This window comes from Streptomyces sp. NPDC002574, from assembly GCF_042889545.1.
In the GTDB taxonomy this organism is placed as follows: domain Bacteria; phylum Actinomycetota; class Actinomycetes; order Streptomycetales; family Streptomycetaceae; genus Actinacidiphila.
Map to the genome: position 1 here is coordinate 107,413 of NZ_JBIARB010000021.1, position 22,133 is coordinate 129,545.

21 protein-coding genes and 7 tRNA genes are annotated in these 22,133 nt (G+C 73.8%); 15 read left to right on the forward strand and 13 right to left on the reverse strand.

The features are described from left to right. Positions 1 to 16 precede the first annotated feature (16 nt). Positions 17 to 88: transfer RNA gene (locus tag ACFYXS_RS36650), tRNA-Val, on the reverse strand. A 39-nt stretch (positions 89 to 127) separates the two neighbouring features. Then, positions 128 to 604, reverse strand: coding sequence for an SRPBCC family protein (locus ACFYXS_RS36655; protein WP_389256118.1), 477 nt, complete (start codon positions 602 to 604; stop codon positions 128 to 130). Positions 605 to 685: 81 nt separating this feature from the next. Between ACFYXS_RS36655 and ACFYXS_RS36660 the strand changes: the two genes are divergently transcribed. After that, positions 686 to 3,043 carry an SCO7613 C-terminal domain-containing membrane protein gene (locus ACFYXS_RS36660; protein ID WP_389256119.1) on the forward strand — a complete coding sequence of 786 codons (2,358 nt, stop codon included), beginning with the start codon at positions 686 to 688 and terminating at the stop codon, positions 3,041 to 3,043. A gap of 713 nt (positions 3,044 to 3,756) precedes the next feature. Here the strand turns inward: ACFYXS_RS36660 and ACFYXS_RS36665 are convergent. Beyond that, a tRNA-Val gene (locus tag ACFYXS_RS36665) sits at positions 3,757 to 3,828 on the reverse strand. A gap of 61 nt (positions 3,829 to 3,889) precedes the next feature. Further along, positions 3,890 to 4,369, reverse strand: coding sequence for a TIGR02611 family protein (locus tag ACFYXS_RS36670; RefSeq protein WP_389256120.1), 480 nt, complete (start codon positions 4,367 to 4,369; stop codon positions 3,890 to 3,892). Positions 4,370 to 4,559: 190 nt separating this feature from the next. Here ACFYXS_RS36670 and ACFYXS_RS36675 point away from each other — a divergent pair, with 190 nt between their 5' ends. Both ACFYXS_RS36675 and ACFYXS_RS36680 read left to right on the forward strand, forming a co-directional pair. Next, entirely contained in the window at positions 4,560 to 4,973 is a 414-nt protein-coding gene (locus tag ACFYXS_RS36675; protein WP_003959770.1) for an SsgA family sporulation/cell division regulator, read from the forward strand. 157 nt (positions 4,974 to 5,130) lie between these two features. Beyond that, complete coding sequence (locus ACFYXS_RS36680) at positions 5,131 to 5,715, forward strand: CGNR zinc finger domain-containing protein (protein WP_389256121.1); 585 nt, start codon at positions 5,131 to 5,133, stop codon at positions 5,713 to 5,715. On the opposite strand, the gene ACFYXS_RS36685 is transcribed toward ACFYXS_RS36680, so the two are convergent. Together ACFYXS_RS36685 and ACFYXS_RS36690 are read right to left on the reverse strand one after the other, a co-directional pair. After that, complete coding sequence (locus ACFYXS_RS36685; RefSeq protein WP_319665437.1) at positions 5,694 to 5,822, reverse strand: hypothetical protein; 129 nt, start codon at positions 5,820 to 5,822, stop codon at positions 5,694 to 5,696. The genes ACFYXS_RS36680 and ACFYXS_RS36685 overlap by 22 nt on opposite strands. A 155-nt stretch (positions 5,823 to 5,977) precedes the next feature. Continuing rightward, the gene (locus ACFYXS_RS36690; protein WP_389256122.1) at positions 5,978 to 6,448 is read right to left on the reverse strand and encodes a hypothetical protein; all 471 of its coding nucleotides are present in this window, start codon (positions 6,446 to 6,448) and stop codon (positions 5,978 to 5,980) included. Positions 6,449 to 6,574: 126 nt separating this feature from the next. Between ACFYXS_RS36690 and ACFYXS_RS36695 the strand changes: the two genes are divergently transcribed. After that, the gene (locus ACFYXS_RS36695) at positions 6,575 to 7,081 is read left to right on the forward strand and encodes a DsbA family protein (RefSeq protein WP_389256123.1); all 507 of its coding nucleotides are present in this window, start codon (positions 6,575 to 6,577) and stop codon (positions 7,079 to 7,081) included. Between the two features lie 28 nt (positions 7,082 to 7,109). Here ACFYXS_RS36695 and ACFYXS_RS36700 read toward each other — a convergent pair whose 3' ends face one another. The 3 genes from ACFYXS_RS36700 to ACFYXS_RS36710 all read right to left on the reverse strand — a co-directional run bounded on the left by ACFYXS_RS36700 (position 7,110) and on the right by ACFYXS_RS36710 (position 9,871). Next, entirely contained in the window at positions 7,110 to 7,949 is an 840-nt protein-coding gene (locus ACFYXS_RS36700) for a GNAT family N-acetyltransferase (protein WP_389256124.1), read from the reverse strand. Positions 7,950 to 7,980: 31 nt separating this feature from the next. Then, positions 7,981 to 8,745 (reverse strand): aminotransferase class IV, encoded by a 765-nt coding sequence (locus ACFYXS_RS36705; protein ID WP_389256141.1) that lies wholly within the window; start codon positions 8,743 to 8,745, stop codon positions 7,981 to 7,983. 67 nt (positions 8,746 to 8,812) lie between these two features. Continuing rightward, entirely contained in the window at positions 8,813 to 9,871 is a 1,059-nt protein-coding gene (locus tag ACFYXS_RS36710) for a chorismate-binding protein (RefSeq protein WP_389256125.1), read from the reverse strand. Between the two features lie 202 nt (positions 9,872 to 10,073). Between ACFYXS_RS36710 and ACFYXS_RS36715 the strand changes: the two genes are divergently transcribed. The 5 genes from ACFYXS_RS36715 to ACFYXS_RS36735 all read left to right on the forward strand — a co-directional run bounded on the left by ACFYXS_RS36715 (position 10,074) and on the right by ACFYXS_RS36735 (position 10,530). Continuing rightward, a tRNA-Gly gene (locus tag ACFYXS_RS36715) sits at positions 10,074 to 10,146 on the forward strand. Positions 10,147 to 10,173: 27 nt separating this feature from the next. Then, positions 10,174 to 10,244, forward strand: a tRNA-Cys gene (locus ACFYXS_RS36720). 4 nt (positions 10,245 to 10,248) lie between these two features. Further along, positions 10,249 to 10,320, forward strand: a tRNA-Val gene (locus ACFYXS_RS36725). A 33-nt stretch (positions 10,321 to 10,353) separates the two neighbouring features. Further along, a tRNA-Val gene (locus ACFYXS_RS36730) sits at positions 10,354 to 10,425 on the forward strand. A gap of 30 nt (positions 10,426 to 10,455) precedes the next feature. Next, positions 10,456 to 10,530, forward strand: a tRNA-Val gene (locus tag ACFYXS_RS36735). A gap of 41 nt (positions 10,531 to 10,571) precedes the next feature. Here the strand turns inward: ACFYXS_RS36735 and ACFYXS_RS36740 are convergent. The 4 genes from ACFYXS_RS36740 to ACFYXS_RS36755 all read right to left on the reverse strand — a co-directional run bounded on the left by ACFYXS_RS36740 (position 10,572) and on the right by ACFYXS_RS36755 (position 12,780). Continuing rightward, positions 10,572 to 10,862, reverse strand: coding sequence for a zf-TFIIB domain-containing protein (locus tag ACFYXS_RS36740; protein WP_389256126.1), 291 nt, complete (start codon positions 10,860 to 10,862; stop codon positions 10,572 to 10,574). Between the two features lie 7 nt (positions 10,863 to 10,869). Continuing rightward, a complete protein-coding gene (locus ACFYXS_RS36745; RefSeq protein WP_389256127.1) occupies positions 10,870 to 11,871 on the reverse strand; it encodes a phosphotransferase enzyme family protein in 1,002 nt (333 codons plus the stop codon). Between the two features lie 194 nt (positions 11,872 to 12,065). After that, entirely contained in the window at positions 12,066 to 12,269 is a 204-nt protein-coding gene (locus ACFYXS_RS36750; RefSeq protein WP_384298627.1) for a hypothetical protein, read from the reverse strand. 268 nt (positions 12,270 to 12,537) lie between these two features. Then, positions 12,538 to 12,780, reverse strand: coding sequence for a hypothetical protein (locus ACFYXS_RS36755; protein ID WP_319665445.1), 243 nt, complete (start codon positions 12,778 to 12,780; stop codon positions 12,538 to 12,540). 207 nt (positions 12,781 to 12,987) lie between these two features. Between ACFYXS_RS36755 and ACFYXS_RS36760 the strand changes: the two genes are divergently transcribed. From ACFYXS_RS36760 to ACFYXS_RS36785, 6 genes are all read left to right on the forward strand, one after another. Further along, positions 12,988 to 14,196 carry a protein kinase gene (locus ACFYXS_RS36760; RefSeq protein ID WP_389256142.1) on the forward strand — a complete coding sequence of 403 codons (1,209 nt, stop codon included), beginning with the start codon at positions 12,988 to 12,990 and terminating at the stop codon, positions 14,194 to 14,196. A 727-nt stretch (positions 14,197 to 14,923) separates the two neighbouring features. After that, positions 14,924 to 16,108: an acyl-CoA dehydrogenase family protein gene (locus ACFYXS_RS36765; protein WP_389256128.1), complete on the forward strand. Its 1,185-nt coding sequence runs from the start codon at positions 14,924 to 14,926 to the stop codon at positions 16,106 to 16,108. Then, positions 16,105 to 17,226: an acyl-CoA dehydrogenase family protein gene (locus ACFYXS_RS36770; RefSeq protein WP_389256129.1), complete on the forward strand. Its 1,122-nt coding sequence runs from the start codon at positions 16,105 to 16,107 to the stop codon at positions 17,224 to 17,226. Before ACFYXS_RS36765 ends, ACFYXS_RS36770 begins: the two co-directional genes overlap by 4 nt. A gap of 141 nt (positions 17,227 to 17,367) precedes the next feature. Beyond that, positions 17,368 to 18,342 carry a zinc-binding alcohol dehydrogenase family protein gene (locus ACFYXS_RS36775; protein ID WP_389256130.1) on the forward strand — a complete coding sequence of 325 codons (975 nt, stop codon included), beginning with the start codon at positions 17,368 to 17,370 and terminating at the stop codon, positions 18,340 to 18,342. Further along, positions 18,339 to 20,504: an FUSC family protein gene (locus ACFYXS_RS36780; RefSeq protein WP_389256131.1), complete on the forward strand. Its 2,166-nt coding sequence runs from the start codon at positions 18,339 to 18,341 to the stop codon at positions 20,502 to 20,504. The genes ACFYXS_RS36775 and ACFYXS_RS36780 overlap by 4 nt, the downstream gene beginning before the upstream one ends. Before the next feature lie 111 nt (positions 20,505 to 20,615). Then, positions 20,616 to 22,115 (forward strand): long-chain fatty acid--CoA ligase, encoded by a 1,500-nt coding sequence (locus ACFYXS_RS36785; RefSeq protein WP_389256132.1) that lies wholly within the window; start codon positions 20,616 to 20,618, stop codon positions 22,113 to 22,115. Positions 22,116 to 22,133: the final 18 nt, after the last annotated feature.

The window sequence follows — 22,133 nt, forward strand, 5'->3', positions numbered from 1 at the left end:
GGCCTTCCGTGGTGCGTGGGCGATACTGGGATCGAACCAGTGACCCCTTCGGTGTGAACGAAGTGCTCTCCCGCTGAGCTAATCGCCCGGGAACGTCCTGAACCATACAGGGCCCGGGGCACTGCGTTCAAACCACTTGGCCGCCGCCCGCCGCGTCGCGGTCCAGCCGGGCCGCGAGACCGCGCCTGCCGCGCCGCATCATCAGCGCGTGGTTGGCCCGGAACAGCGGGCGGCACAGCACGGCGAGCCGCCGCATCAGCGGCTTGTTGACGATCACGTCCTCCTCGAACAGCAGGCGCGTGCCGCCGTCCGTCCCGCCCGCGCCGACCGTCCAGCGCACCCAGCCCTCCAGGTCGCCGCTCATCGCCGCCTCCAGGACCCGCGCCGCCGGGTCGCGCCGGGTCTGCCGTGCGGTCACCAGCAGGTCGTACGGCAGGACCGAGCGGAAGCGCATCATGCCCACGGTCTCGCCGGTCTGCCGCACCTCGCGGATCTGCGGCCACCACGACGGGTACTGGTCCGGCCGCTCCAGCAGGCCGTAGACCGTCTCGGGCGGCGCGGGCAACTCCCACAGCGTGCGGAAGCGGTAGCGGCTCCAGTCCATGGAGCCAGTGTGCGTACTCAGCGCGCATCTGAGTAGCCGCGCGCATGACGGGGGGCCGGGCCCGGCGCCACACTCCGACGCATGGACCCGAAGCGCCCGCACACCGACCGCTGTCCCGGCTGCGGGTGGTACCTGCTCGCAGCCGTCCCCCCGATGGCGCCGACACCGGCCTGCCCCCGGTGCGGGACGACGCTGGTGGGACCGGCCGCCGACGAACTGCGCGACACCGACCGCGCGATCTCGCGCCTGGACGTCGAACGCGGCCGGCTGCTCATGCGGCGCGCGCAACTGCTCGCCCATCTGCGGCCCGCCTTCCCGGCCCCGCCGACTCCCGTGTGGGGCACGCCGGTTGCGGCACGCGACGCCTCGCCGCGGACGGTGCAGAACCTGCTGCTCACCCTGGGCGGGCTGCTCCTGGCGGTCGCCGCGATCGCCTTCACCGTCATCAGCTGGGGCCACCTCGGCATCGCCGGCCGCTCCGCGGTCCTGGGCGTCCTCACGCTGGCCGCCGCGGCCGTCCCCGTACTGCTCCTGCGGCGCTCGCTGGTGGCGACGGCTGAGGTCGTGGCGTGCCTCGCCCTCGTGCTGCTGCTCCTCGACGCCTACGCCCTGCGGCGGGTGGCCCTCCCCGAACCGGACGGCCTGCGCTACGCGGCGGTCGCCCTGGCCGTCGTGAGCGCCGCCTGGACCAGCTACGCCCGGCTGCTGCCGCGCCTCGTGCTGCCCGGCCCCCTGGCGTTCGTGCTGGCCCAACTCCCCCTGTTCCTCTGGGCGTCGGCCGCGCAGTCCGCGGAAGCGACGGCGGCGGCACTGCTCGCGACGGCGGCGCTCGACACGGTGGCCGCGCTGCACACGAAGCGGCCCGGCCCGCGACTGACCGCCGCCGTGTGCGGCACCGCGCTCGGCCTGTGCGGACTGCTGACCGCGGGCGTCCTGTCCGGCGCCGCGACCGGTACCGGGCCGGCCCTGCGGGCGAGCGGCCTGCTGCTCGGCGCCGCGGCGATCGCGGGGACGGCCGCCCTGCGGCGGGCGCCGGCCGCGCCCGTCGCGGGCATGCTCTCCGGAGTCGCCGCGGTGTCCGCGGTCGCGGCGGCCGGCGGGGTCGTACGCCTCATGGCGGCGGCCGACTGGACCGCCGTGGGGTACCTGCTGTGCGCGATGGCGGCACTGGCCGCGGCCGCTGCCCTTCCCCTGCGGCGGGCCGTGGCCGTCGGCCTCGCGTCCGGCGCGGCGGCCGCCGGCGCGGTGGCCGTGCTGTGGGCGCTGCCGCCGCTCACCGTCGCCCTCCTCACCCCCGCCGACTTCCACGGGCCGGCCGCGGCGCCCGCGGTCGCCGGGCTCGCCGCCGTGACGCTCGCGGCGACCGCCCGCCGCCTGGACTCCCGCCCCGCGGCCTCCGGCGCGATCGTGGCGACCGCGGCCGCCCTCTGCGCGATCGACCTGCCCCTGGCACGCGTCGCCGTCGTCGCGGCCCTCCTCGCGCTGTCGGCGATCGCCCTCACCCCGGCCGCGCTCGCCACGGCGGGCGTCCTGGCGCTGACCACGGTCGGGTGGGTCCACGAGGACGGCCCGATGACGCTCACCGTGCTCGCGCTGCTCCTCGTGGCCTACGGCGCCCTCTTCGCCGCCGCGGCCCGCACGCGGGCGGTCAGCGCCGCCTGCGCGGTCGCCTGCGCGGCGGGCCTCGCGTGGGACGGGCCGCTCGTCGCGGGGTGGCCGCGGCACGACGCCGCCTTCGCCGTCCTAAGCGTCGCCGCGGCCGCCCAGGCACTCGCCCTCACCCGGACCGCACGCGCCTTCGAGTACCCCGGGTACGCCGCAGCAGCCCTCGCGGTCTGCCTCACGGCCGACGAGCCCCCTGCCCTCGCCCTCGCGCTCGCCTGCACCGGGGTGGTCGTCGCGGCGGTCGCCGCGCTCCGGGCCGAACGGCGCCGCCTCCACCACGTCGCGACCGCGCTCTTCGTCGCGGCGCTCTGGGCACGCCTCGCGGCGTCCGGCGTCACGACCCCCGAGGCCTACACCGCGCCGCTCACCGCGGTCGCGATCACCCTCGGCCTCCTCGCGCGGCGCCGCGACGCCACGATCTCCTCCTGGCTCGCCTACGGCCCCGGCCTCGCGGTCACGCTCCTGCCCTCGCTCGTCACCGCCTGGGGCGACCCGGGGTGGCCCCGGCCCCTCCTGCTCGGCGCCGCCGCGCTCGCCGTCACGCTCCTCGGCGCGGCCCGGCGACTGGCCGCCCCCCTGCTTCTCGGCGGAGCCGTACTCGCCCTTGACGCGGTTCACGAGCTCGCGCCCTTCATCGCGCAGGCGCTGGGCGCGGTGCCGCGCTGGGTTCCGCTCGCGGTGGCGGGGGTCCTGCTCCTCGCGCTCGGCGCGACGTACGAGCGGCGGCTCCGGGAAGTGCGGCAGCTGCGCCGCCGCCTCCTCCGCCTCCGCTGAGCCCGCGCTGCGCTTGCTGCCCGGGCAGGTTTTTCCCCACCCGCCCTCCCTCCCCCAACCTCCGGCCGGGGGTGCCCCCAGCCCGGCGCGGTAAGTGACCCCCTTGCGCTGCGTGCCTTGGGGGGCGGTGCCGCGCCGGGGTCCTCCCCAGCTACCGCTGGGAGGTGCCCCCACCTCAGCGCTCGCGGTCTACGTCCACATCGTCCGGCATCGGGCCACGCGGTCACCGCTCGTCGCTCCCCCAGCGGGCGGACCCCGCCACACCCCCTTCCGGGTCGGCTGCGCGACATGACGGCCGGTGGGGGTGCTGTCGGCGGTGACGGCTGCGCACTTTGACGGCGCTGCGCCAACGGGTGGCCCGAGCGCGGTGCCGTCTCTACCCACCCTCCGGGGATCAGGCGCGATACGAAACGGAGGGGGCGGGGGTGGTGGGGGCACCCCCGGCCGGAGGCTGGGGGAGGGTGGGTGTTCTGGACTGTGGAGCATATTTGGGTGCACGACCCGGGGTGATCAAGGAACAGTGCCCGAGGCACCAAAATGTGCTGTCCAGAATGGCCAGCCCCGGAGGCCCCGAACCCGGCCCACGCATCACGCGCGCCGGGGTCACTGACCTCGCCGGGCTGGGGGCACCCCCGGCCGAAGGTTGGGGGAGGGAGGGCGGGCGGGGAAAAAAGCCGAGGCCCCAGGCGGAACGCCTGAGGCCTCGGTGACGGTGGGCGATACTGGGATCGAACCAGTGACCCCTTCGGTGTGAACGAAGTGCTCTCCCGCTGAGCTAATCGCCCGTCGCGGGAACAACATTACCGCATGTCAGCCCATGCCCCCGACGCGGCCCCGCCCGCCCGCTCACCCCATGCCCGCCCTCCACGGCATGACGAAGCCGAAGCGCCACAGGTAGTAGCCGAGCAGGGCGCCGACGATCACCAGACCGATGGCGGTGAGGATGACATTGCGACGCCGGACAGCCGGGTCGAGCGCCTTCTGCGTCGCCTCGGTGACCTTGCGCTTGGTCCAGCGCAGCACGAGCTGGGCCCAGACGAACTCGGTCGCCCATACGGCCATACCGGCGAAGATGATCACCCAGCCGGGACCGGGTAGCGGGAGCAGGACGATGCCGCCGCCGACGATGGCGAGGCCGAGGACGAAGACGCCCACCTGCCAGCTCACGTGGAGCGCGCGGGACCGCCGGATGAAGAGCGGCGCCCGGGAGCCGAGCGGGCGTTCCGGACCGCCCGGTCCAGCCGCGTCGCCCGCCGTGCCGTCGTTGTCGCCGGTGGCGGGATCCGTGGCCACGGCCGCCGTCCGCTCGTCACTCTCCGCAGTCATGTTCTCAAACCTACCCGACCTCCCTTCCTCACCGGAATGGCTCGCCGGGGAGGAAAAGAACTCGGCCGGACGAGGTACCGGAACCCTCACAAACCCGTCAGAGGGGTTTACAACGTCCCCGCAGGTGGCATGTCGATTTCGCCGACGTGCGAATCCCCGAGCGCACACTGAGCGAAAGGCCCTGGCGCTTATGAACACCACGGTCAGCTGCGAGCTGCACCTGCGCCTCGTTGTGTCGAGCGAATCGTCACTGCCCGTGCCCGCGGGCTTGCGGTACGACACGGCCGATCCCTACGCCGTGCACGCCACTTTCCACACCGGTGCCGAGGAGACGGTCGAATGGGTCTTCGCCCGCGACCTGCTCGCCGAAGGCCTGCACCGGCCCACCGGTACCGGCGACGTCCGGGTCTGGCCGTCCCGAAGTCACGGTCAGGGCGTCGTGTGCATCGCCCTCAGCTCTCCCGAGGGGGAGGCGCTGCTGGAAGCCCCGGCACGCGCCCTGGAGTCGTTCCTCAAGCGGACCGACGCCGCGGTGCCGCCCGGTACCGAACATCGACACTTCGATCTGGACACCGAGCTCTCGCACATCCTCGCCGAGAGCTGAGTCCGCCGACCGTCCGCTGCCGTACGCATCTCGGGGGTACGGCGCGGACCTGACCCGCCGAAGCCGCCGCCGCGGAGCCGTGCCGCTCCACGACGGCGGCTCTCGCGCTACAGTCACCGGAACGCCCGCCCCACAAGGCCAGGGAGAGAGCGATTCCGTGCTGATCAACCATGACACCAGGTGCGCGCTCGACTGCGTGGTGGACCTGATCAACACCACGCCGGAGAGCGACGGCCAGGAGGGTCTCCCCGATCTCACGGCCCTGCAGGTCTTCGTGGAGCGCAATCAGATCAGCGACGTGAACACGCTCGACGAGCAGGACCTGCTGGCCGTGCGGAGGATACGCGGCCGTTTCGCCCAGGCGTTCGCCGCCCCGAGCACGCCCGCGGCGGCCGCTCTGGTGAACTCGCTGGTGGCCGAGGCGGGCACCACTCCGCGTCTGACGGACCACGACGGCTACGACTGGCACGTGCACTACTTCGCCCCCGGGGCGTCGCTGGCCAACCACCTGGCGGCGGACTGCGGTATGGCCCTGGCGTTCATCCTGGTGGCCGGCGAGCGCGAGCGACTGCGCCACTGCGACGCACCCGATTGCCGCCGTGCCTTCGTGGACCTCTCGCGCAACCGCTCCCGCCGCTACTGCGACAGCCGCACCTGCGGAAACCGGCTGCACGTGGCGGCCTACCGGGCGCGGCGCCGCGAGGCGGTGGCGGTACCGGCTCAGAACGGCCAGAGGTCGTAGAGCCCGCCGAGACCGAGCAGGCCGCCGATGACGGTCAGGAACAGCATCAGCGGCGGCTGGGAGAGCGCGAAGAGGCAACCGCGGGGCTCGTCGTTTTCGAGTTCCATGGCCTTACAAGGTCGTGGGACGTTCGGCAGGGGCACGAACTCGCACAACCGTACGCCCCAGGGCACGCCAACTGACGCCCCGGGGACGGTAGTTGAGGTTTGCTGCCACCGCGATGATGGCGCAGCGGCGCGGACCCCGGCGACCAACACGCCGCTCAGATGCCCCGGCGCTTGAGGATCTCCTCGATCTCACCGAATTCGGCCAGGTCGGGATCGGTTTTGATCTTCTCCTTGGCCTTCTTGGACTCCGGCCGTACATCCGGCCGACGCGCCGCGCCGAGTGCCGGAGCGCTCGCGCCGGGCACGGCCGCGGGCGTCCCGTGGCGCTCCGGTGCGCGCCCGCGGCGTCCGGCGATCCTGCCCACCGCGTAGAGCACGACGGCCAGCGCCAGGACGCCGAATCCCGCCCACACCGAGGGCTTGAAGACCAGGTCGGCCGTCCAGTCCCCCACGGCGGCGACCACCTTGCCGCCCAGGGTCGCCAGGCCGGTCATCCAGAACCCCACGGGCAGCAGCGCCACGGCGGCTATGCGCACCGCGCGCGCGAACCTGCGGCGGTACGCGGTGAGCACGGCGATGGCGAGGCCCGCCGCGGACAGCGCGACACACACGGTCGAGGTCAGCATGCGCAGCTCCTCCGAAGGCGACTCCTGCGTCCATCGTGCACCTGTCCCGCCCCGCCGGGCCATGGTCCGGCGGCAACGTCAGGGTGATCTCCGGGACGCCTCCTCCCCCGGTGGGAGACTGACCCCATGAACGAAGCGACCCCCGGCACCGCCCTCCTCGAGTTCTGGTGCGAACTCCAGTGCCCCGACTGCGCGACCGCGCTGACCGACCTCCGCGCGCTGCGGGAGACCTACGGCGACGCCCTGGAGATCCAGCTCCGGCACTTCCCCCTGGAGAAGCACAAGCACTCCTACGCCGCCGCACAGGCCGCCGAGGAGGCCTTCGCGCAGGGCCGGGGGTGGGAGTACGCGGAAGCCGTCCTCGCCCGCACGGAGGAGCTCGGCAGCCGGGGGGAGCCGCTGCTCGTGGACATCGCGGCGGAGCTGGGACTGGACGCGGAGGAGGTCGACACGGCGCTGATCGACGGGCGCCATCTGCTGATCGTCGACGCGGACCAGGCGGAGGGCAAGGCGATCGGCGTGACGGGGACCCCCACGTACGTCATCGGCGGGGAGCGGTTCGACGGCGGCAAGAGCCAGGAGGGGCTGCGCGAGCGCGTCGAGGCGGTGGCCGACCGGCTGCTCGGGCGATAGGGACTCCGCTGCCGCGGTGTCGCGCCGCTCAGAGCAGCGGTTTGGCGAAGTGCACGTGCGTCGTGCGGTAGCCCAGCGACTCGTAGAGCCGCAGCGCGGGATCGTTGCCGGCGAAGACGTTGAGGCCGAGCCAGTGCAGCCCGTCGGCGACGCAGGCGCCTTCGGCGACGAGCATGAGGGTGCGCCCGTGGCCCCGGCCGCGGTGGCCGGCCTCGACCTGGACGTTGTAGACGTAGCCGGCGGGCTCGCCGTCGTCCGTGTCGCGGCGGCCCACCCACAGGTCGCCCACGTCCTCGCCGCCGGCCCGCAGGACCCGCAGGACGGTGCCGGGGGTCGCCGGACCCCCGGGCAGCGCCGACCGGTGGTCGGCCTCGGCCTTGGCGCGGGCCTGGGCCTCGGGGACACCGCGCAGGGTCCAGCTGCGGACGTACTCGTCCTGCATCCGGGCCAGCCATGCCGGGAACTCCGCCGCGGTCATCGCCCGCGGCTCGCTGCCCTCCGGCAGGGCGGGCGGCGCGTCCGGGAGCGCCTTGAGCATGTTCCGGTTCCGCTCCGTGTAGCCGAGCGTCCTGGCGAGGCGGAACGCGCCCGTCTCGCCGGACCGGACGCTGACCTCGATCCGGCGGCAGCCCCAGTCCCGCAGCACCTCCTCGGCAGCGAGGGCCGCGACGGTGCCGCGGCCCCTGCGCTGCTGGTCGTTCTCGATCCGCAGAGCGGCGATGCGACCGGTCTCCGGGCCGAACCGGGCGTCGGTGCACAGCGTGGTCTCCCCCACGGGGCGACCGTTGACGCAGATCGTGTAGCGGCGGGCGCGGACGCCGCCGCGCCACGTCTGTTCCGGCTCCGCGGGTCGCAGCGTGGTGGTCATGGTGGGGTTCTACTAGGTCGGCGCCCGTACGTCACGGGTTGACGTTCTCCGCCGCGCGCTCGGCGAAGACACGCATCGCCTTGGCGGTCACCGGGCCCGGTGTGCCGGGCAGTTCGCGGGCATCGGTGCGGTGGACCGCCTGCACGTCGCGCAGGGTGGAGGTCAGGAAGATCTCGTCGGCCTCGTCGAGCACGTCCAGGGGCAGGTCCGCCTCCTCGGCCCCGGCCCAGTCCGCCACGAGCTCACGGGTGATCCCGGCCAGGCAGCCGGAGGCGAGCGGCGGGGTGAGGAGCTTGCCGCCCACGACGACGAAGACGTTGGAGCCGGTGCCCTCGCAGAGCGCTCCTTGCGTGTTGGCGAACAGCGCCTCCGAGGCGCCGGCGCGGTGGGCTCGCGCGAGGGCGACGACGTTCTCGCCGTAGGACGTGGTCTTCAGCCCGGCCAGGGCCCCCTTCTCGTTGCGGGTCCAGGGCACCGTGATGACGGCGGTGCTGTCCGGGCGCGGGTTCGCGGAGCCGAGGGCGACCACGAGGGTCGGTCCGGTGGTCCCGCGTTCGGAGCCGAGCGGCGAGGTGCCGCCGGTGTACGTGATCCGCAGCCGGCCGAGCGGCACCGGGTTCGTGGCCAGCACCGCCTCGCAGGCGTGCCGCACCGCGTCGAGGTCGGGCTCGGGAAGGCCCAGGCCCTCCGCGGAACGGGCCAGGCGCCGCAGGTGCCGGTCCATGGCGAAGGCCGTGCCGTGCGAGGCCTTGAGCGTCTCGAAGACGCCGTCTCCCACGGTCAGTCCGTGGTCCATCACGGACACCAGGGCCTCGTCGGCCTCGCGCAGTGCGCCGTGGACCCAGATCGTCGTGCTCACCGTGTCACTCCGCCTCGTCGTCGCAGTCGTACGTACCCGACGCTACCGCCAGCAGCCGGGACGCCTTCAGTTCGGTCTCCTCCCACTCCCGGTCGGGGTCCGAGCCCCAGGTGATGCCGGCGCCGGTGCCGAAGCGCAGCAGCGGAGCTCCGGGCATGGTGCGGTCGATCCAGAAGGTGCGGATGCCGACCGCGAGCTCGCCGGTGCGGCGGTCGGCGTCGACCCAGCCGATGCCGCCGCAGTAGGGGCCGCGCGGGGCCGTCTCCAGCTCCTCGATGATGCGCAGGGCGCTGGACTTGGGGGCACCGGTGACGGAGCCGGGCGGGAAGGCGGCGGCCAGCAGGTCGGCCCAGCCGGCGCCCTCGCGGAGCTCGCCGCGGACGGTGGAGACCAGATGGACCAGTCCGGGGTGCTTCTCCACGACGCACAGGTCGGGGACGGTGACGGTGCCGGTGGCGCAGACCCGGCCGAGGTCGTTGCGGACCAGGTCGACGATCATCACGTTCTCGGCGTGGTCCTTGGGCAGCAGATCGGCCTCCGTGCGGCCGGTGCCCTTGATCGGGCCGGACTCGATCACGCCGTCGCGGCGGCGCAGGAAGAGCTCGGGGGAGGCGGTGGCGACCTCTATGCCGTGCCCGGGCAGGCGGACGGTGCCCGCGTACGGCGCCGGGTTGCCGTGCGCGAGGGCGGCGCCGAGGGCGTCGATGTCGGCGCCCGGGTCGGGCAGCGGCGCGGACAGCACGCGGCAGAGGTTGGCCTGGTAGACCTCGCCGGCCGCGATGTACTCGCGCACTCGGCGCACTCCGGCGGTGTAGGCGGCGCGGTCCAGGGAGGACGTCCAGGCGTCGGTGGCCGGGCCGCGCCAGTCCGCGGCGGCGCGCCGGGGAGCGGAACCGGGATCGGGGACGACCGTGCCGAAGCGCGCGCAGACCGTCCCGCCCTCGAAGCCGGCGACGACCGCCCAGAAGCCGGACGAGTCCAGCGCGGCGGGGTCGCTGGTGACATCCCGCAGGTCGGAGGCGAGAAAGCCGCCGATTCTGGCGAGGGGGGCGAGGTCGGGCACGGGGCTTCCCAGGTCGGTCCGTAGGGGTGAATGCGAGTGTAAGTCGGCACCGGCGGGCCAGATGCGCTGGTCACCGACCCGGCACGCTGCGGAAACGCGTTTTGGAGGCGGAGCGGTCTTCCGCTAGAGTTCAACTCGTCGCCGGGACGCGGAAGCGCCCCGGCCGAGGTCCCGCCCGGGTGCGAGCTCCGGGGGAGACGCTGCGGACGTGGCTCAGTTGGTAGAGCATCACCTTGCCAAGGTGAGGGTCGCGAGTTCGAATCTCGTCGTCCGCTCGAAGTGGGGGTTCCCGCCCCCGCGCTGGTGGAGTGGCCGAGAGGCGAGGCAACGGCCTGCAAAGCCGTCTACACGGGTTCAAATCCCGTCTCCACCTCTTCGGACGATTAGCTCAGCGGGAGAGCGCTTCCCTGACACGGAAGAGGTCACTGGTTCAATCCCAGTATCGTCCACTGGGGCTCCGGCCCCCGAGGGTCTTCCCTCACGCGCGATTAGCTCAGCGGGAGAGCGCTTCCCTGACACGGAAGAGGTCACTGGTTCAATCCCAGTATCGCGCACGCGGTATCAGAGGTACCGATGGTTCACGAGGACGATTAGCTCAGCGGGAGAGCGCTTCCCTGACACGGAAGAGGTCACTGGTTCAATCCCAGTATCGTCCACCACCCCAGAGGGCCGGAGCGTTTCGCTCCGGCCCTCTGTCGTGTCAGGACGAGAAGAGCATGTGCGCCCAGCTCTGCTTGTGGTGGCCGTGGTGCCCCCCGTGGTGACCGCCGTGGTGCGGCGCGCCCCAGGCAGGGGCGGCGTGCTGCTGGGGGTAGGCCTGCGGGTAGCCGGGCGGCGGCGGGGCGGGCTGGGCGTACTGCGACTCCACGCGGGTCAGCGCCTCGAGCTCCCCGTAGTCCAGGAAGATCCCCCGGCAGTTGGCGCACTGCTCGATCTGGACGCCGCTGCGGTTGAACGTCTGCATCGCGCCATGACACTTGGGACAGAGCATCGTCGGCTCATCTCCTCGCTCGCACCGGCCGGGGGCCCTCCCCCGGCGTAGAACTGCACTTTACTTCCGCGATTCGGCGGCACGTATCGAGGACGGCCTGTTCCGTCACGTCGAGTACGCGGCCTTCCTGCGCGGCCTTGGCGACCGCGATGGCCGCGGTCTGCACCGCCAACGCCCGTGCCGCCACGTCCAGATGCGGCCACGGGTCACCGTCCGCGGGAACGGCGGGGCCGCCGGCGGCGCGGTACGCGCCGAGGAAGCGGCCCCAGTCGGCGGGGTCCAGCAGCCCGGCGGCGAACCACATCGCCGGCCGGGCCAGATCCCAGGCAGGCCCACCGAGCCCGAGGTCGTCCACGTCGATCAGCCGCCACGGGCCCAGCGGCGCGGGGTGGCGCACCAGTTGGCCGAGGTGGAGGTCGCCGTGGCACAGCGCCGCGCCGTCGCGCGGCTGCGGCGCCTCGTCGCGCGCCCAGGCGGGCAGCCCGCGCCAGGCGGCCAGGACGGCCGGTTCGGCCGCGCCCGCCGCCAGCATCCGGGCCACTCCCCGGGCCGCCTTGGCCGGGCCGCGCATCGGCGGCAGCGGACCGGGCAGCGCGGCGACCGGCACCGAGTGCAGCCGGGCGAGCAGCCTGCCCGCGTCCTCCCAGGGCGCGGAGTCCGGGGCGTCCGGATCGACGGGCCGGCCGAACGGCCACACCGTCACCGTGCGGCCGTGCACGGGCGCGCTCAGGGCGCCGTCGGTACCGGGCAGCGCGGCCGGGGGCAGCAGGATGCCGTCGAGCAACGGATGGGCGGCCACCCGCAGCCGCACGGAGAGCGCCGCGGAATCGGTGTCACCGGCGTGGGCCTTGGCGACCAGGCCGCCGCTGCGCACGACCGTGGACTCGGCGCGCTCCGCCAGCACAGCCAGCACCGCGGGCTCCGGCGGCCGCGCCGGGCCGGGGATCCCCGAGGCCGCTGCCGCGATCGCCCCCAGGGCGCGCGTCAGCGTCGGTGCACTGCTGGTCAAGGACTCCCCCACCGCTGGTCTCACCGGCCCACTGTGCGGCAGCGCGCCGCGCGGTGGCAATGCCGAAGAAGATGCCCGGGTACCGCCACAGGTACCCGGGCACTCATGCCGTCCGCCGGACCCCCGTCCCCACGGGGTTACTTCACCGGCTGTCGCTGGCCCGGACCGCTCTTCCGGACCCTCGGAGCGATCTGTCAGCGCCCCATCAGACCGGCTACGGACGACGCCTGTGTGACGACCGCGTCCCAGCCCCCGAAGACCACCGCGAGCAGTACCGCCAGCGGCAGGGCCATGGCCACCGCCACCAGAGGATGCCGGGTGCCGGACGGACGTATGCCGAAGGCGGCGATCCTGCTGCCGCGTCCCGGCCGCGCCGGGCGGCTCACCGTGTTCGCCATGGCCCTCTCCTGGGTCCCGTGGTCGTGCTTCCTTCTGTTGATGTTCAGGGCGGCGGGCGTTTGACCTCGGGGGACGAGTGCTCCGCCCGCCGCTTGACCTCAACACTAGGCGGCGGGCCGGGGCGGGTCGTCATGCCCTCGTACCCCTTCTCCGGCCTCCCCCAGGATGACTCCGCGACGCGTCGCGTACTCCCGTGGGTGGAGGCGGCGGCCGAAGGCCCCGGGACATCCCCGAGGGGATGTCCCGGGGAAGGGCGCGGCGGGGTGGTCAGTCCCCGTCGCCCTCCTCGGTGTCGTCCCTGGGTATGGGCTGCTCCACCAGCGCGAGGACACGCGTCGCCATGAAGCGCGCGGTGCGCACGACCGAGCCGGAACGGGTGACTTCGCTCACTTCCACCACCCCGCGACGTACCGCCGTCTCGACCCTGCGCCCTGCCCTGGTGGCCACTACTTCGTACGTCCTGGTCGTGTCCCCCGCATCCACGACAATCTCCACACGATCACCTTTCATGGCGTCAATCCCCCTTGCACGATGGATTGTTGACGGCATGAAGAAAATCCGGCCCCGAATCCGCCGGACCGTTCCCCACCTTTCAAGGATCCCACCCGGCACTGACAATCCCCCGTCCGGCGCGGGCGCGGCCTCGCGGCGCGACGGTCGGTCAGTCCGTAAGCTGTCGACGTCAGACTGGCCGGGCAGGCAGCGGGGATGGACGACATGACGATGATGCGGCTCCGGCGCGAGGACCCGCGTGTCGTCGGCTCGTTCCGGCTGCACCGGAGACTCGGCGCGGGCGGCATGGGGGTGGTGTACCTGGGCGCCGACAAACGCGGCCAGCGCGTCGCGCTCAAGGTGATCCGCCCCGAGCTCGCCGAGGACCAGGAGTTCCGTTCCCGCTTCGCCCGCGAGGTCTCCGCCGCCCGGCGCATCCGCGGCGGCTGCACGGCGCGGCTGGTGGCCGCGGACCTGGAGGCCGAACGCCCGTGGTTCGCCACCCAGTACGTGCCCGGGCCGTCCCTCCACGACAAGGTCGCCCGCGACGGCATCCTGCCGGCCGCCGAGGTCGCCTCGGTCGGCGCGGCCCTGGCCGAGGGCCTGGTCGCCGTGCACGAGGCCGGGGTCGTCCACCGCGACCTGAAGCCCTCCAACATCCTGCTGTCGCCCAAGGGTCCGCGCATCATCGACTTCGGCATCGCCTGGGCGACCGGCGCGAGCACCCTCACCCACGTCGGCACGGCGGTCGGCTCCCCGGGCTTCCTCGCACCGGAGCAGGTCCGCGGGGCCGCGGTCACGCCCGCGACGGACGTCTTCGCCTTCGGCGCGACCCTGGCGTACGCCGCCATGGGCGACTCACCCTTCGGGCAGGGCAGTTCCGAGGTCATGCTCTACCGCGTCGTGCACGAGGAGCCGGACCTCGCGGGCGTCCCGGACTCGCTCGCCCCTCTGGTGTACGCCTGCCTGACGAAGGATCCGGAGGCGCGGCCCAGCACGGTGCAACTCTCCGAGCGGCTGGCCGAGATCGCCGCCCGCGAGGCGCGCGGGCTGGGGCCGGGCCGCCGGGACATCGTGCCCAAGGCGGCCGGCCCGCGGCCCGAGCGGCCCACGGGGCCGCGGGCACAGGCGTACGCCGACCAGCAGACGGAGCGGCGCGCGGCGCCGGGCACGCCGCCGCCCTCCTCCCGTACGCCTGCGCGTACGCCGGCGCGCACCCCCGCCAGGACGCCCTCCGGGCGGACCCCGGCGCCGCGTACGCCCGCGAAGCGCCGTCCGGGCGGCGCGGATCGGCGGCTGTTGCGGCAGCGGCTCATCGTCTTCGTGACGGTCACGTTGCTGGTTGCGCTCGGGATCGCGGCTGCGCAGGGGTGTCAGGGGCCGTCGCGGGGCCTTCGCCCGATCACGGGGGTTGCGGCGGGCCCCAGCGTCTAGCGCGGGGCGCGCTTGTTGCCCGGGTAGGTTTTTTCCCCGCCCGCCCTCCCGTGTGCCCGGCGAGGTCAGTGACCCCGGCGCGCGTGTGTTCCTGGGCCGGGGTCGGGGCCTCCGGGGCTGGCCATTCTGGACAGCACATTTAGGTGCCTCCGGTGCTTTCCATCGATTACCCCGGGTGCCGCACCCAAATATGCTCCACAGTCCAGAACGCCCACCCCTGCACCCCCGCCCCCTCCGTAGTTGTCGCGCCTGATCCCCGGTGGGTGGGTAGAGACGGCACCGTGCTCGGGCCATCCATTGGCGCGGCGCTGTCCGGGTGCCCAGCCGTCACTGCCAACCACCCCCCACCGGGATCAGGCGCATGACGAAACGGAGGGGGCGGGGGAGTTGGGGGCACCCCCGGCCGGAGGCTGGGGGAGGGTGGATGTTCTGGACGGTGCGGCATATTTGTGCGCGGTATCCGGGTCGGGATGGGATGAGCAGGTGCTGGAAACGCGCGTAAATATGCCAGTCCAGGACGTGCAGCCCCGGAGGCCCCGAACCCGGCCCACCCCGCACGCGCGCCGGGGTGCGTGACTTCACGGGGCTGGGGGCACCCCCGGCCGAAGGTTGGGGGAGGGCGGGCGAGGAAATACGGGGAACCGCGCTCGGGGGGTGACATGCGGGGCGGGGTGGGTTAATTTCCAAGCGCTTGCTTAGTGACCGCGACCGCGGAGGGACGCACCGCATGACGCTCACCCCTGAGGAGCTGCGCGAACGCGTGCGCGCGCTGCTCGCCTCGTACGATCCCGCGGCGACCGGCCGCCTGGACTTCCTGCGGGCCCGGTTCGACGCCGGGCTGGCATGGGTGCACTACCCGGAGGGCCTCGGCGGCCTGGGCGCCCCCCGCTCCCTGCAGGCCGTGGTGGACGCGGAGCTGGCGGCCGCCGGGGCGCCGGACAACGAACCACGCCGTATCGGCATCGGCCTCGGGATGGCGGCCCCGACCGTCCTCCGCTACGGCACCGACGACCAGAAGTCCCGCTTCCTGCGCGCCTTGTGGACCGGCGAGGAGGTCTGGTGCCAGCTGTTCAGCGAGCCCGGTGCCGGATCGGACCTGGCGGGCCTGCGCACCCGGGCCGTCAGGGACGGCGACGACTGGCTGGTGACCGGGCAGAAGGTGTGGACGTCCAACGCCCACAACGCGCGCTGGGCGATCCTGATCGCCCGCACCGACCCGGACCTCCCCAAGCACCAGGGCATCACGTACTTCGTGTGCGACATGACCGACCCCGGGGTCGAGGTGCGGCCGCTGCGCCAGATCACCGGCGAGGCGGAGTTCAACGAGGTCTTCCTCACCGACGTCCGGATCCCGGACGCGCACCGCCTCGGCGCCGTGGGCGACGGCTGGCGGGTGGCGCAGACGACGCTGATGAACGAGCGGGTCGCGATCGGCGGCACGGCGCTGCCCCGCGAGGGCGGCATGATCGGCACGGTCGCCGCGACGTGGCGGGAGCGGCCCGAGCTGCGCACGCCGGACCTGCACGACCGCCTGCTGCGGCTCTGGGTGGACGCCGAGGTCACCCGCCTCACCGGCGAACGGCTGCGCCAGCAGCTCGCGGTGGGCGCGCCCGGCCCCGAGGGCTCGGGCATGAAGCTGGCGTTCGCCACGCTCAACCAGCGCGTCAGCGGCCTGGAGGTCGAGCTGCTGGGCGAGGACGGACTGCGGTACGGCGACTGGACGATGACCCGCCCCGAGATCGTCGACTTCTACGGCCGCGACGCCGGCTACCGCTACCTGCGGGCGAAGGGCAACTCGATCGAGGGCGGCACGTCCGAGATCCTGCGCAACATCATCTCCGAGCGGGTCCTGGGCCTGCCCTCCGAGCCCCGTACGGACAAGGACGTCCCGTGGAAGGACCTGCCGCGATGAGTTCCGATCTGCTGTACTCCGACGTCGAGGACGATCTGCGCTCCGCGGTGCGCGGGCTGCTCACCGACCGGTGCGCGCCCGCCGACGTGCTGGCCCACGTCGGCGCGGGCGCGCCCTACGACGGGGCGCTGTGGCGCACGCTGGCGCAGGAGGTCGGACTCGCCGGGCTGCTGGTGCCCGAGAAGCTGGGCGGCCAGGGCGCCTCGGCGCGGGAGGCCGCGGTGGTGCTGGAGGAGCTGGGCGGCTTCGTCGCGCCGGTTCCGTTCCTGGGCAGCGCCGTGCTGGCCACGTCCGCCCTGCTCGCGGCGGGCACCAAGGACGCGGACGCGGTGGCGGCCCGGCTCGCCGAGGGCACGGAGCCGGCGGCGCTCGTGGTGCCGCTGCCCACCGCGCCCGGCGCGGACTTCCCGGCGACGGTGCGCGCCGACGCGGAGGGAGTGCTGACCGGCAGGGTGACCAGCGTGGCCGACGGATCCGGCGCCGGGGTGCTGCTGGTGCCCGCGCTCGGCCCGGAAGGTCCCGAGCTGTACGCGGTGCGGGCGGACGCCGCGGGCGTCGAGGTCTCCGTGCCCGTGCCGCTGGACCTGACCCGGCCCATCGCCGACATCACGTTCGCGGGAGTCGCGGGCCGCCGCCTCGCCGGCCCCGGGAGCGCCGCCGCGGCGCTGCGCGCGGCGCTGCTGACCGGAGCGGGCCTGCTGGCGTCGGAGCAGCTGGGCGTGGCCCAGTGGTGCCTGGACGAGACCGTGCGGTATCTGAAGGAGCGGCACCAGTTCGGCCGCGTGGTCGGCTCGTTCCAGTCGCTCAAGCACCGCCTCGCGGACCTGTGGCTGGAACTCGTGCAGGCCCGTGCCGCCGCCCGCAACGCCGCCGACGCGCTGGCGCGCGGGGACCGGGAGGCGGCCGTCGCGGTCGCCGTGGCGCAGGCGTTCTGCGCGCCCGTGGCGGTACGTGCCGCCGAGGAGTGCATTCAGCTGCACGGCGGCATCGGCATGACCTGGGAGCACCCCGCCCATCTGTACCTGAAGCGCGCCAAGGCCGACGAGATCGCGCTGGGCACGCCCGGCCGCCACCGCACCGCCCTTGCCACGCTGGTGGACCTGCCGCCGGCGGGCTGACTCCCGCGCGGTGGAGCGGCCGGCCGTGACCGGCCGCCCCACCGCGCGTCGGCGATCCGCACAGAAATGCGCCCACCTCCGCGACCCGGAAGAATGGAGAGCCGCGGGAACTGCGACACGCACCAGGCTGGAGGCCTTGTGATGCGCGCTGTGCGTCTCGATCATTTCGGCGGTCCCGATGTCCTCGACATCACCACCCGACCCGATCCCTCGAAGAAGGCCGGCGACGCGCTGATCGCCGTCAAGGCGGCGTCCGTGAACCCGTCGGACGTGAAGAACGTCGCCGGCCAGATGGAGGGAACGGTCCTTCCCCGCATTCCCGGGCGCAACTTCGCCGGCGTCGTCGTCGAGGGTCCGTCCGACTGGGTCGGCGCCGAGGTGTGGGGCACGGGAGGCGACATCGGCTTCCGGCGCGACGGCTCCCACGCGGAGTTGCTGGCCGTCCCCGAGGCGGCGCTCGTCCGCAAGCCCGAACGGCTCGGCTTCGAGGAGGCGTCCTCCTCTGGCGTGCACTTCGTCACCGGCTGGCTCGGCACCGTGGTGAAGGCCCGGCTGGCTCCCGGTGAGGCCATCGCGGTGTTCGGCGTCTCGGGCGGCGTCGGTGGCGCCGTGGCCCAGATCGCCCATGTGATGGGCGCCCATGTCATCGGCGTCGACCGCGTGCACCCCGCCGGCCACACGCCGGCCGCTTCGGTGATCGACGCGTTCGTGGCCCTTGACGGCGGCCCGCGGGACATCGGCTCCCGCATCAAGCAAGGCACCTCGGGCCACGGCGTGAACGTGGTGTTCGACGCCGTCGGCGGCGTCACCACCGCGGCGGCGCTCGCCTCGCTCGCCCACGGCGGCCGGCTCGTGGTCATCAGCTCGGTCGGCACCCGCACCGTGGAGATCGACCTGGTCGACCTGTACCGCAACGAGACCCTCGTCATCGGCTGCAACAGCGCCGACCTCGACGTCGTGGAGAGCGGCGCGATCCTCGACCGGCTCACGCCGTACTTCGACTCCGGACAGTTCCGGCCCATGCCGATCGCCGAGCGCTTCAGCCTGGAGGACGCCCAGGACGCGTACCGCGCCGTGGCCGGCCACATCAAAGGGGCCGTGGTCATCCGCCCGTGAGCACCGAACCCGGAGGACCGTCCCGGGAACACAGTGATCTGAGGTCGGCCCGCAGCTATCTGGGCCGGTTCCAGTGGCAGCGGCTGCTGCGGCTGGGGCCGTTCCGTTGGCGCGCCGCCGCGCCGTGGCGCGCGGCCCGGGTGGCGGTGGGGGTGGTCGTGCCGCTCGCCGTGGGATCGGCTCTCGGGCATCTGGAGTACGGGGCCTTCGCTTCGCTGGGCGCGCTGCCCGCGGGGTTCGCGTCCTTCCAGGGCGTGACGCGCAGCCGTGTGGCCGCGGTGTCCGCGGCCAGCGTCGGGATGGCCGTGTCCACGTTCGTCGGGGCCACGACCGCGGCCGCCGTCCCGTGGCTGCTGGTCGTGGTCGTCAGCCTCTGGGGTTACCTCATCGGGCTGGCGGTCTGCCTGGGACCGCGGCTGAGTGTGGCGGCCGTTCAGTGGCCCGTCGCGCTGCTGATCTCGATCGGCCTTCCGCTCGGGCCGGCCGAGGCGGCGCTGCGCGCCTGTCTGGTGCTCGCCGGCGGTCTGTTCCAGGGCGCCCTTGTCGCCCTCTCCTGGGCGCTGCAGAAGGGTGATCCGGAGCGCGCGGCGCTGTCGGCGTCCTACCGGAGCCTGGCCGCCTACGCCGGCGAGGTGGCCGCGGGGCGGGCCGGGGCGCCGCCGTCGGCCGCCTTCCCGGGCAGGGACCGGCTCGCCGACCCCAACCCCCTGCTGCCGGAGGCCGTCCGGCTGGCCTGCATCGACTTGCTGGAGCAGGCCGAACGCATCCGCGCCTCGCTGTCCGCACTGGGCGTGCACGTGGCGGGCGATCCCTCCGGGTCCGCCGACCGTTTCACCGCCGGCGCCGGCCGGGCCCTCGGCCTCACCGCGGACGCGCTGGGATCGGGCCGGGCCGAGCGGGCGGAGCGCCTCCGCGAGCTGGACCGGTACCTGGCGGAGCTGAAAGCTCCCTCCGGCGCTGTTGCGCACTGGGCCGCCGAGTCCCTGCTCGGGCAACTGCGGGCCGTCAGCCGCATCCTGGGGCGCCTCGACACGGCGCGCGGGCGGACGCCGCCCGGCGATGTGCCGAGCGGCTTTCCGGTGCCGGCCCCGGCGGGCGGCCTCAGATGGACGGTCCTCACCCTGCGGGCCAACCTCACGCCCGCGGGGGAGGCCGGCCGTCACGCGGTGCGGCTCGCCGTGGTCGCGGGCCTGGCCGAGCTGATGGTCCAGGCCACCGGCCTCTACGAGGGCCGATGGGTGGTGCTGACGATCTTCCTGGTGCTCAAACCCGACTACAACTCGACGGTGTACCGCAGCGTCCACCGCGCGATCGGCACGGCAGTCGGAGCCGGGCTCGGCGCGGCCGTGGCCGAACTGGCCCACCCGGGGCCCGCCGGTCTGGTCGTGGCGGCCGGCATCACCGTCGCGGCCGCCTACGCCCTGTTCGACGTGAACTACGCGCTCTACAGCTGCTTCCTCACCGTGTACATCGTGATCCTCCTCGACATCCTCGGGTTCGCGGCGGAGACCACCGCCACGGCCCGTCTGGTCGACACGGCGATCGGAGCCACGCTCGCGCTCATCGCCTTCTCCGTGTGGCCGACCTGGGAGGGCCTCGCCGCGCAGGAGAAGTTCGCCCGCCTCATGCGGGCCAACGGCCGGTACGCGACGGCCCTGCTCCGCGAACTCGCCTACCCCGGGCGGGTGAAGGCGGAGCGACTGCGCACCCTCCAGGCGGCCGCCCGCCGGGCCCGCACCGACGCCGAGGCGTCCACCGCCCGGCTGGCCGACGAACCCGCGCACCCCCCGCTGACCCCCGCCGTCGCCAGAGCCCTGGTCGCCGCGGTGACCAGACTCGCGCACGCCGAGTTGGCGTTGCACGCCCTCATCGCCTCGCCCTGCCCCTGCCCGCCGATCGGCCAGGAGGGCGGCGGGCAGGACGCCGAGCGCCTCGACGCCCTCGGCGCCGCCCTGGACGTCACGATGACCTCCCTGGCCGGAGCGCTCAGATCCATGCGGCCGCCTGGCCCCCTTCCCCCGCTGCGCCGGCTCCAGGAGGAGTTCCGCGACCGGCCGGTGCCACCCGATGTCCATCTGACGCCCATCACGGACGACGTGGTCAACGCCGTCGACACCCTCACGGCGGTCCTGCGCCGCGGTCCCGTCGTGCCGGCTTCGTGACGCCTCTCCCCGGTGCGGTGGCGTGCCGCCTTCGTCGGGGCGTAGCGTTTTGAGGAGAGCGGCACCAGGCGGCGCCGGCACCGCGCCACGATGCTGGAGGGCGGTTCTCGTATGAACCTCGCTTCTGACCTGGTGGACAGCGCCCGCGCCCACCCGGACCGGGCGGCGCTGCGCCTGGGGTCCGAGACCGTCTCCTACGGCTCCCTCGACGGCGGCAGCGCGGGCATGGCCCGGCTGCTCCGCGAGCGGGGTGTCGCACCGGGCGACCGCGTGGCCGTCATGCTGCCCAACACCCCGGAGTTCGCCCTCGTCTATTACGGCGTACTGCGGGCCGGCGGCATCGTCGTACCGATGAACCCCCTGCTCAAGTCCCGGGAGATCGCCTACTACCTGGGCGACTCGGGTGCCCGGCTGCTGGTCGCGTGGCACACCGCCGCCGACGAGGCGCGGGCCGGTGCGCAGGAGGCGGAGGCCGAGGTGCTCGTCGTCGATCCCGGCGGGTTCGACGGGCTGCTCGCCCACACCCCCGCCGCCGAGGACCTGACCGACCGCCGCGCGGACGACACCGCGGTGATCCTCTACACCTCCGGGACGACCGGGCATCCGAAGGGTGCCGAGCTCACCCACGCCAACCTCGCCCGCAACCGTGACGTGGCCGCCGGTCTGATCCGGCTCTCCCCCGACGACGTGGTGTTCGGCGGGCTGCCGCTGTTCCACGCGTTCGGGCAGACCTGCACGCTCAACGCCTCCGTCACCGCCGGCGCGTGCCTCACTCTGCTGCCGCACTTCCGCGCCGAAGCGGCTCTGGCCCTCCTCGGCGAGCACGGGGTGACCGTCCTGGCCGGAGTGCCGACGATCCTGGGGAGGCTGCTGAAGCCGCCCGACAGGGACGCCTACGACGTCTCCCGTCTGCGGCTGTCCGTCTGCGGCGGCGCGGCGATGCCGGCCCGGGTGGTGCGCGACTTCGAGGCCGCGTTCGGATGCGTGGTGCTCGAAGGCTACGGGCTGTCGGAGACCTCGCCCGTCGCCTCGTTCAACACCCTCGAGGGCCAACGCAAACGCGGTTCGGTCGGCACCCCGGTCCCGGGCGTCGAGATGCGGGTGGTCGACGCCGGCGACGACGAAGTGCCGCACGGGGAGACCGGCGAGATCGTGATCCGCGGTCACAACGTGATGAAGGGGTACTGGCGGCGGCCCGACGAGACCGCGGCCGCCATCCGGGACGGCTGGTTCCACACCGGCGATCTCGGCCGGGTCGACGAGGACGGCTACTTCTGGATCGTCGGGCGGAAGAAGGACGTGATCATCCGCGGCGGGTACAACGTGTACCCGCGCGAGGTCGAGGCCGTGCTGTACGGGCACCCCGCGGTCGCCGAGGCAGCGGTCGTCGGCCTGCCCGACCCCGATCTCGGTGAGGAGGTCGGCGCGGCGGTCGTCCTCGCGCCGGGAGCGCGGACGACGGCCGAGGAGCTGCGCCAGTACGTCAAGGACCGGGTCGCCGCCTACAAGTACCCGCGCAGGATCTGGACGGTGGACTCGCTGCCGAAGGGGCCCACCGGCAAGACCCTCAAGCAGGCGATCGTCCCTCCGGCCGAAGCCGGCAGGCGGTAGGGCGACGACGGCGGAGGC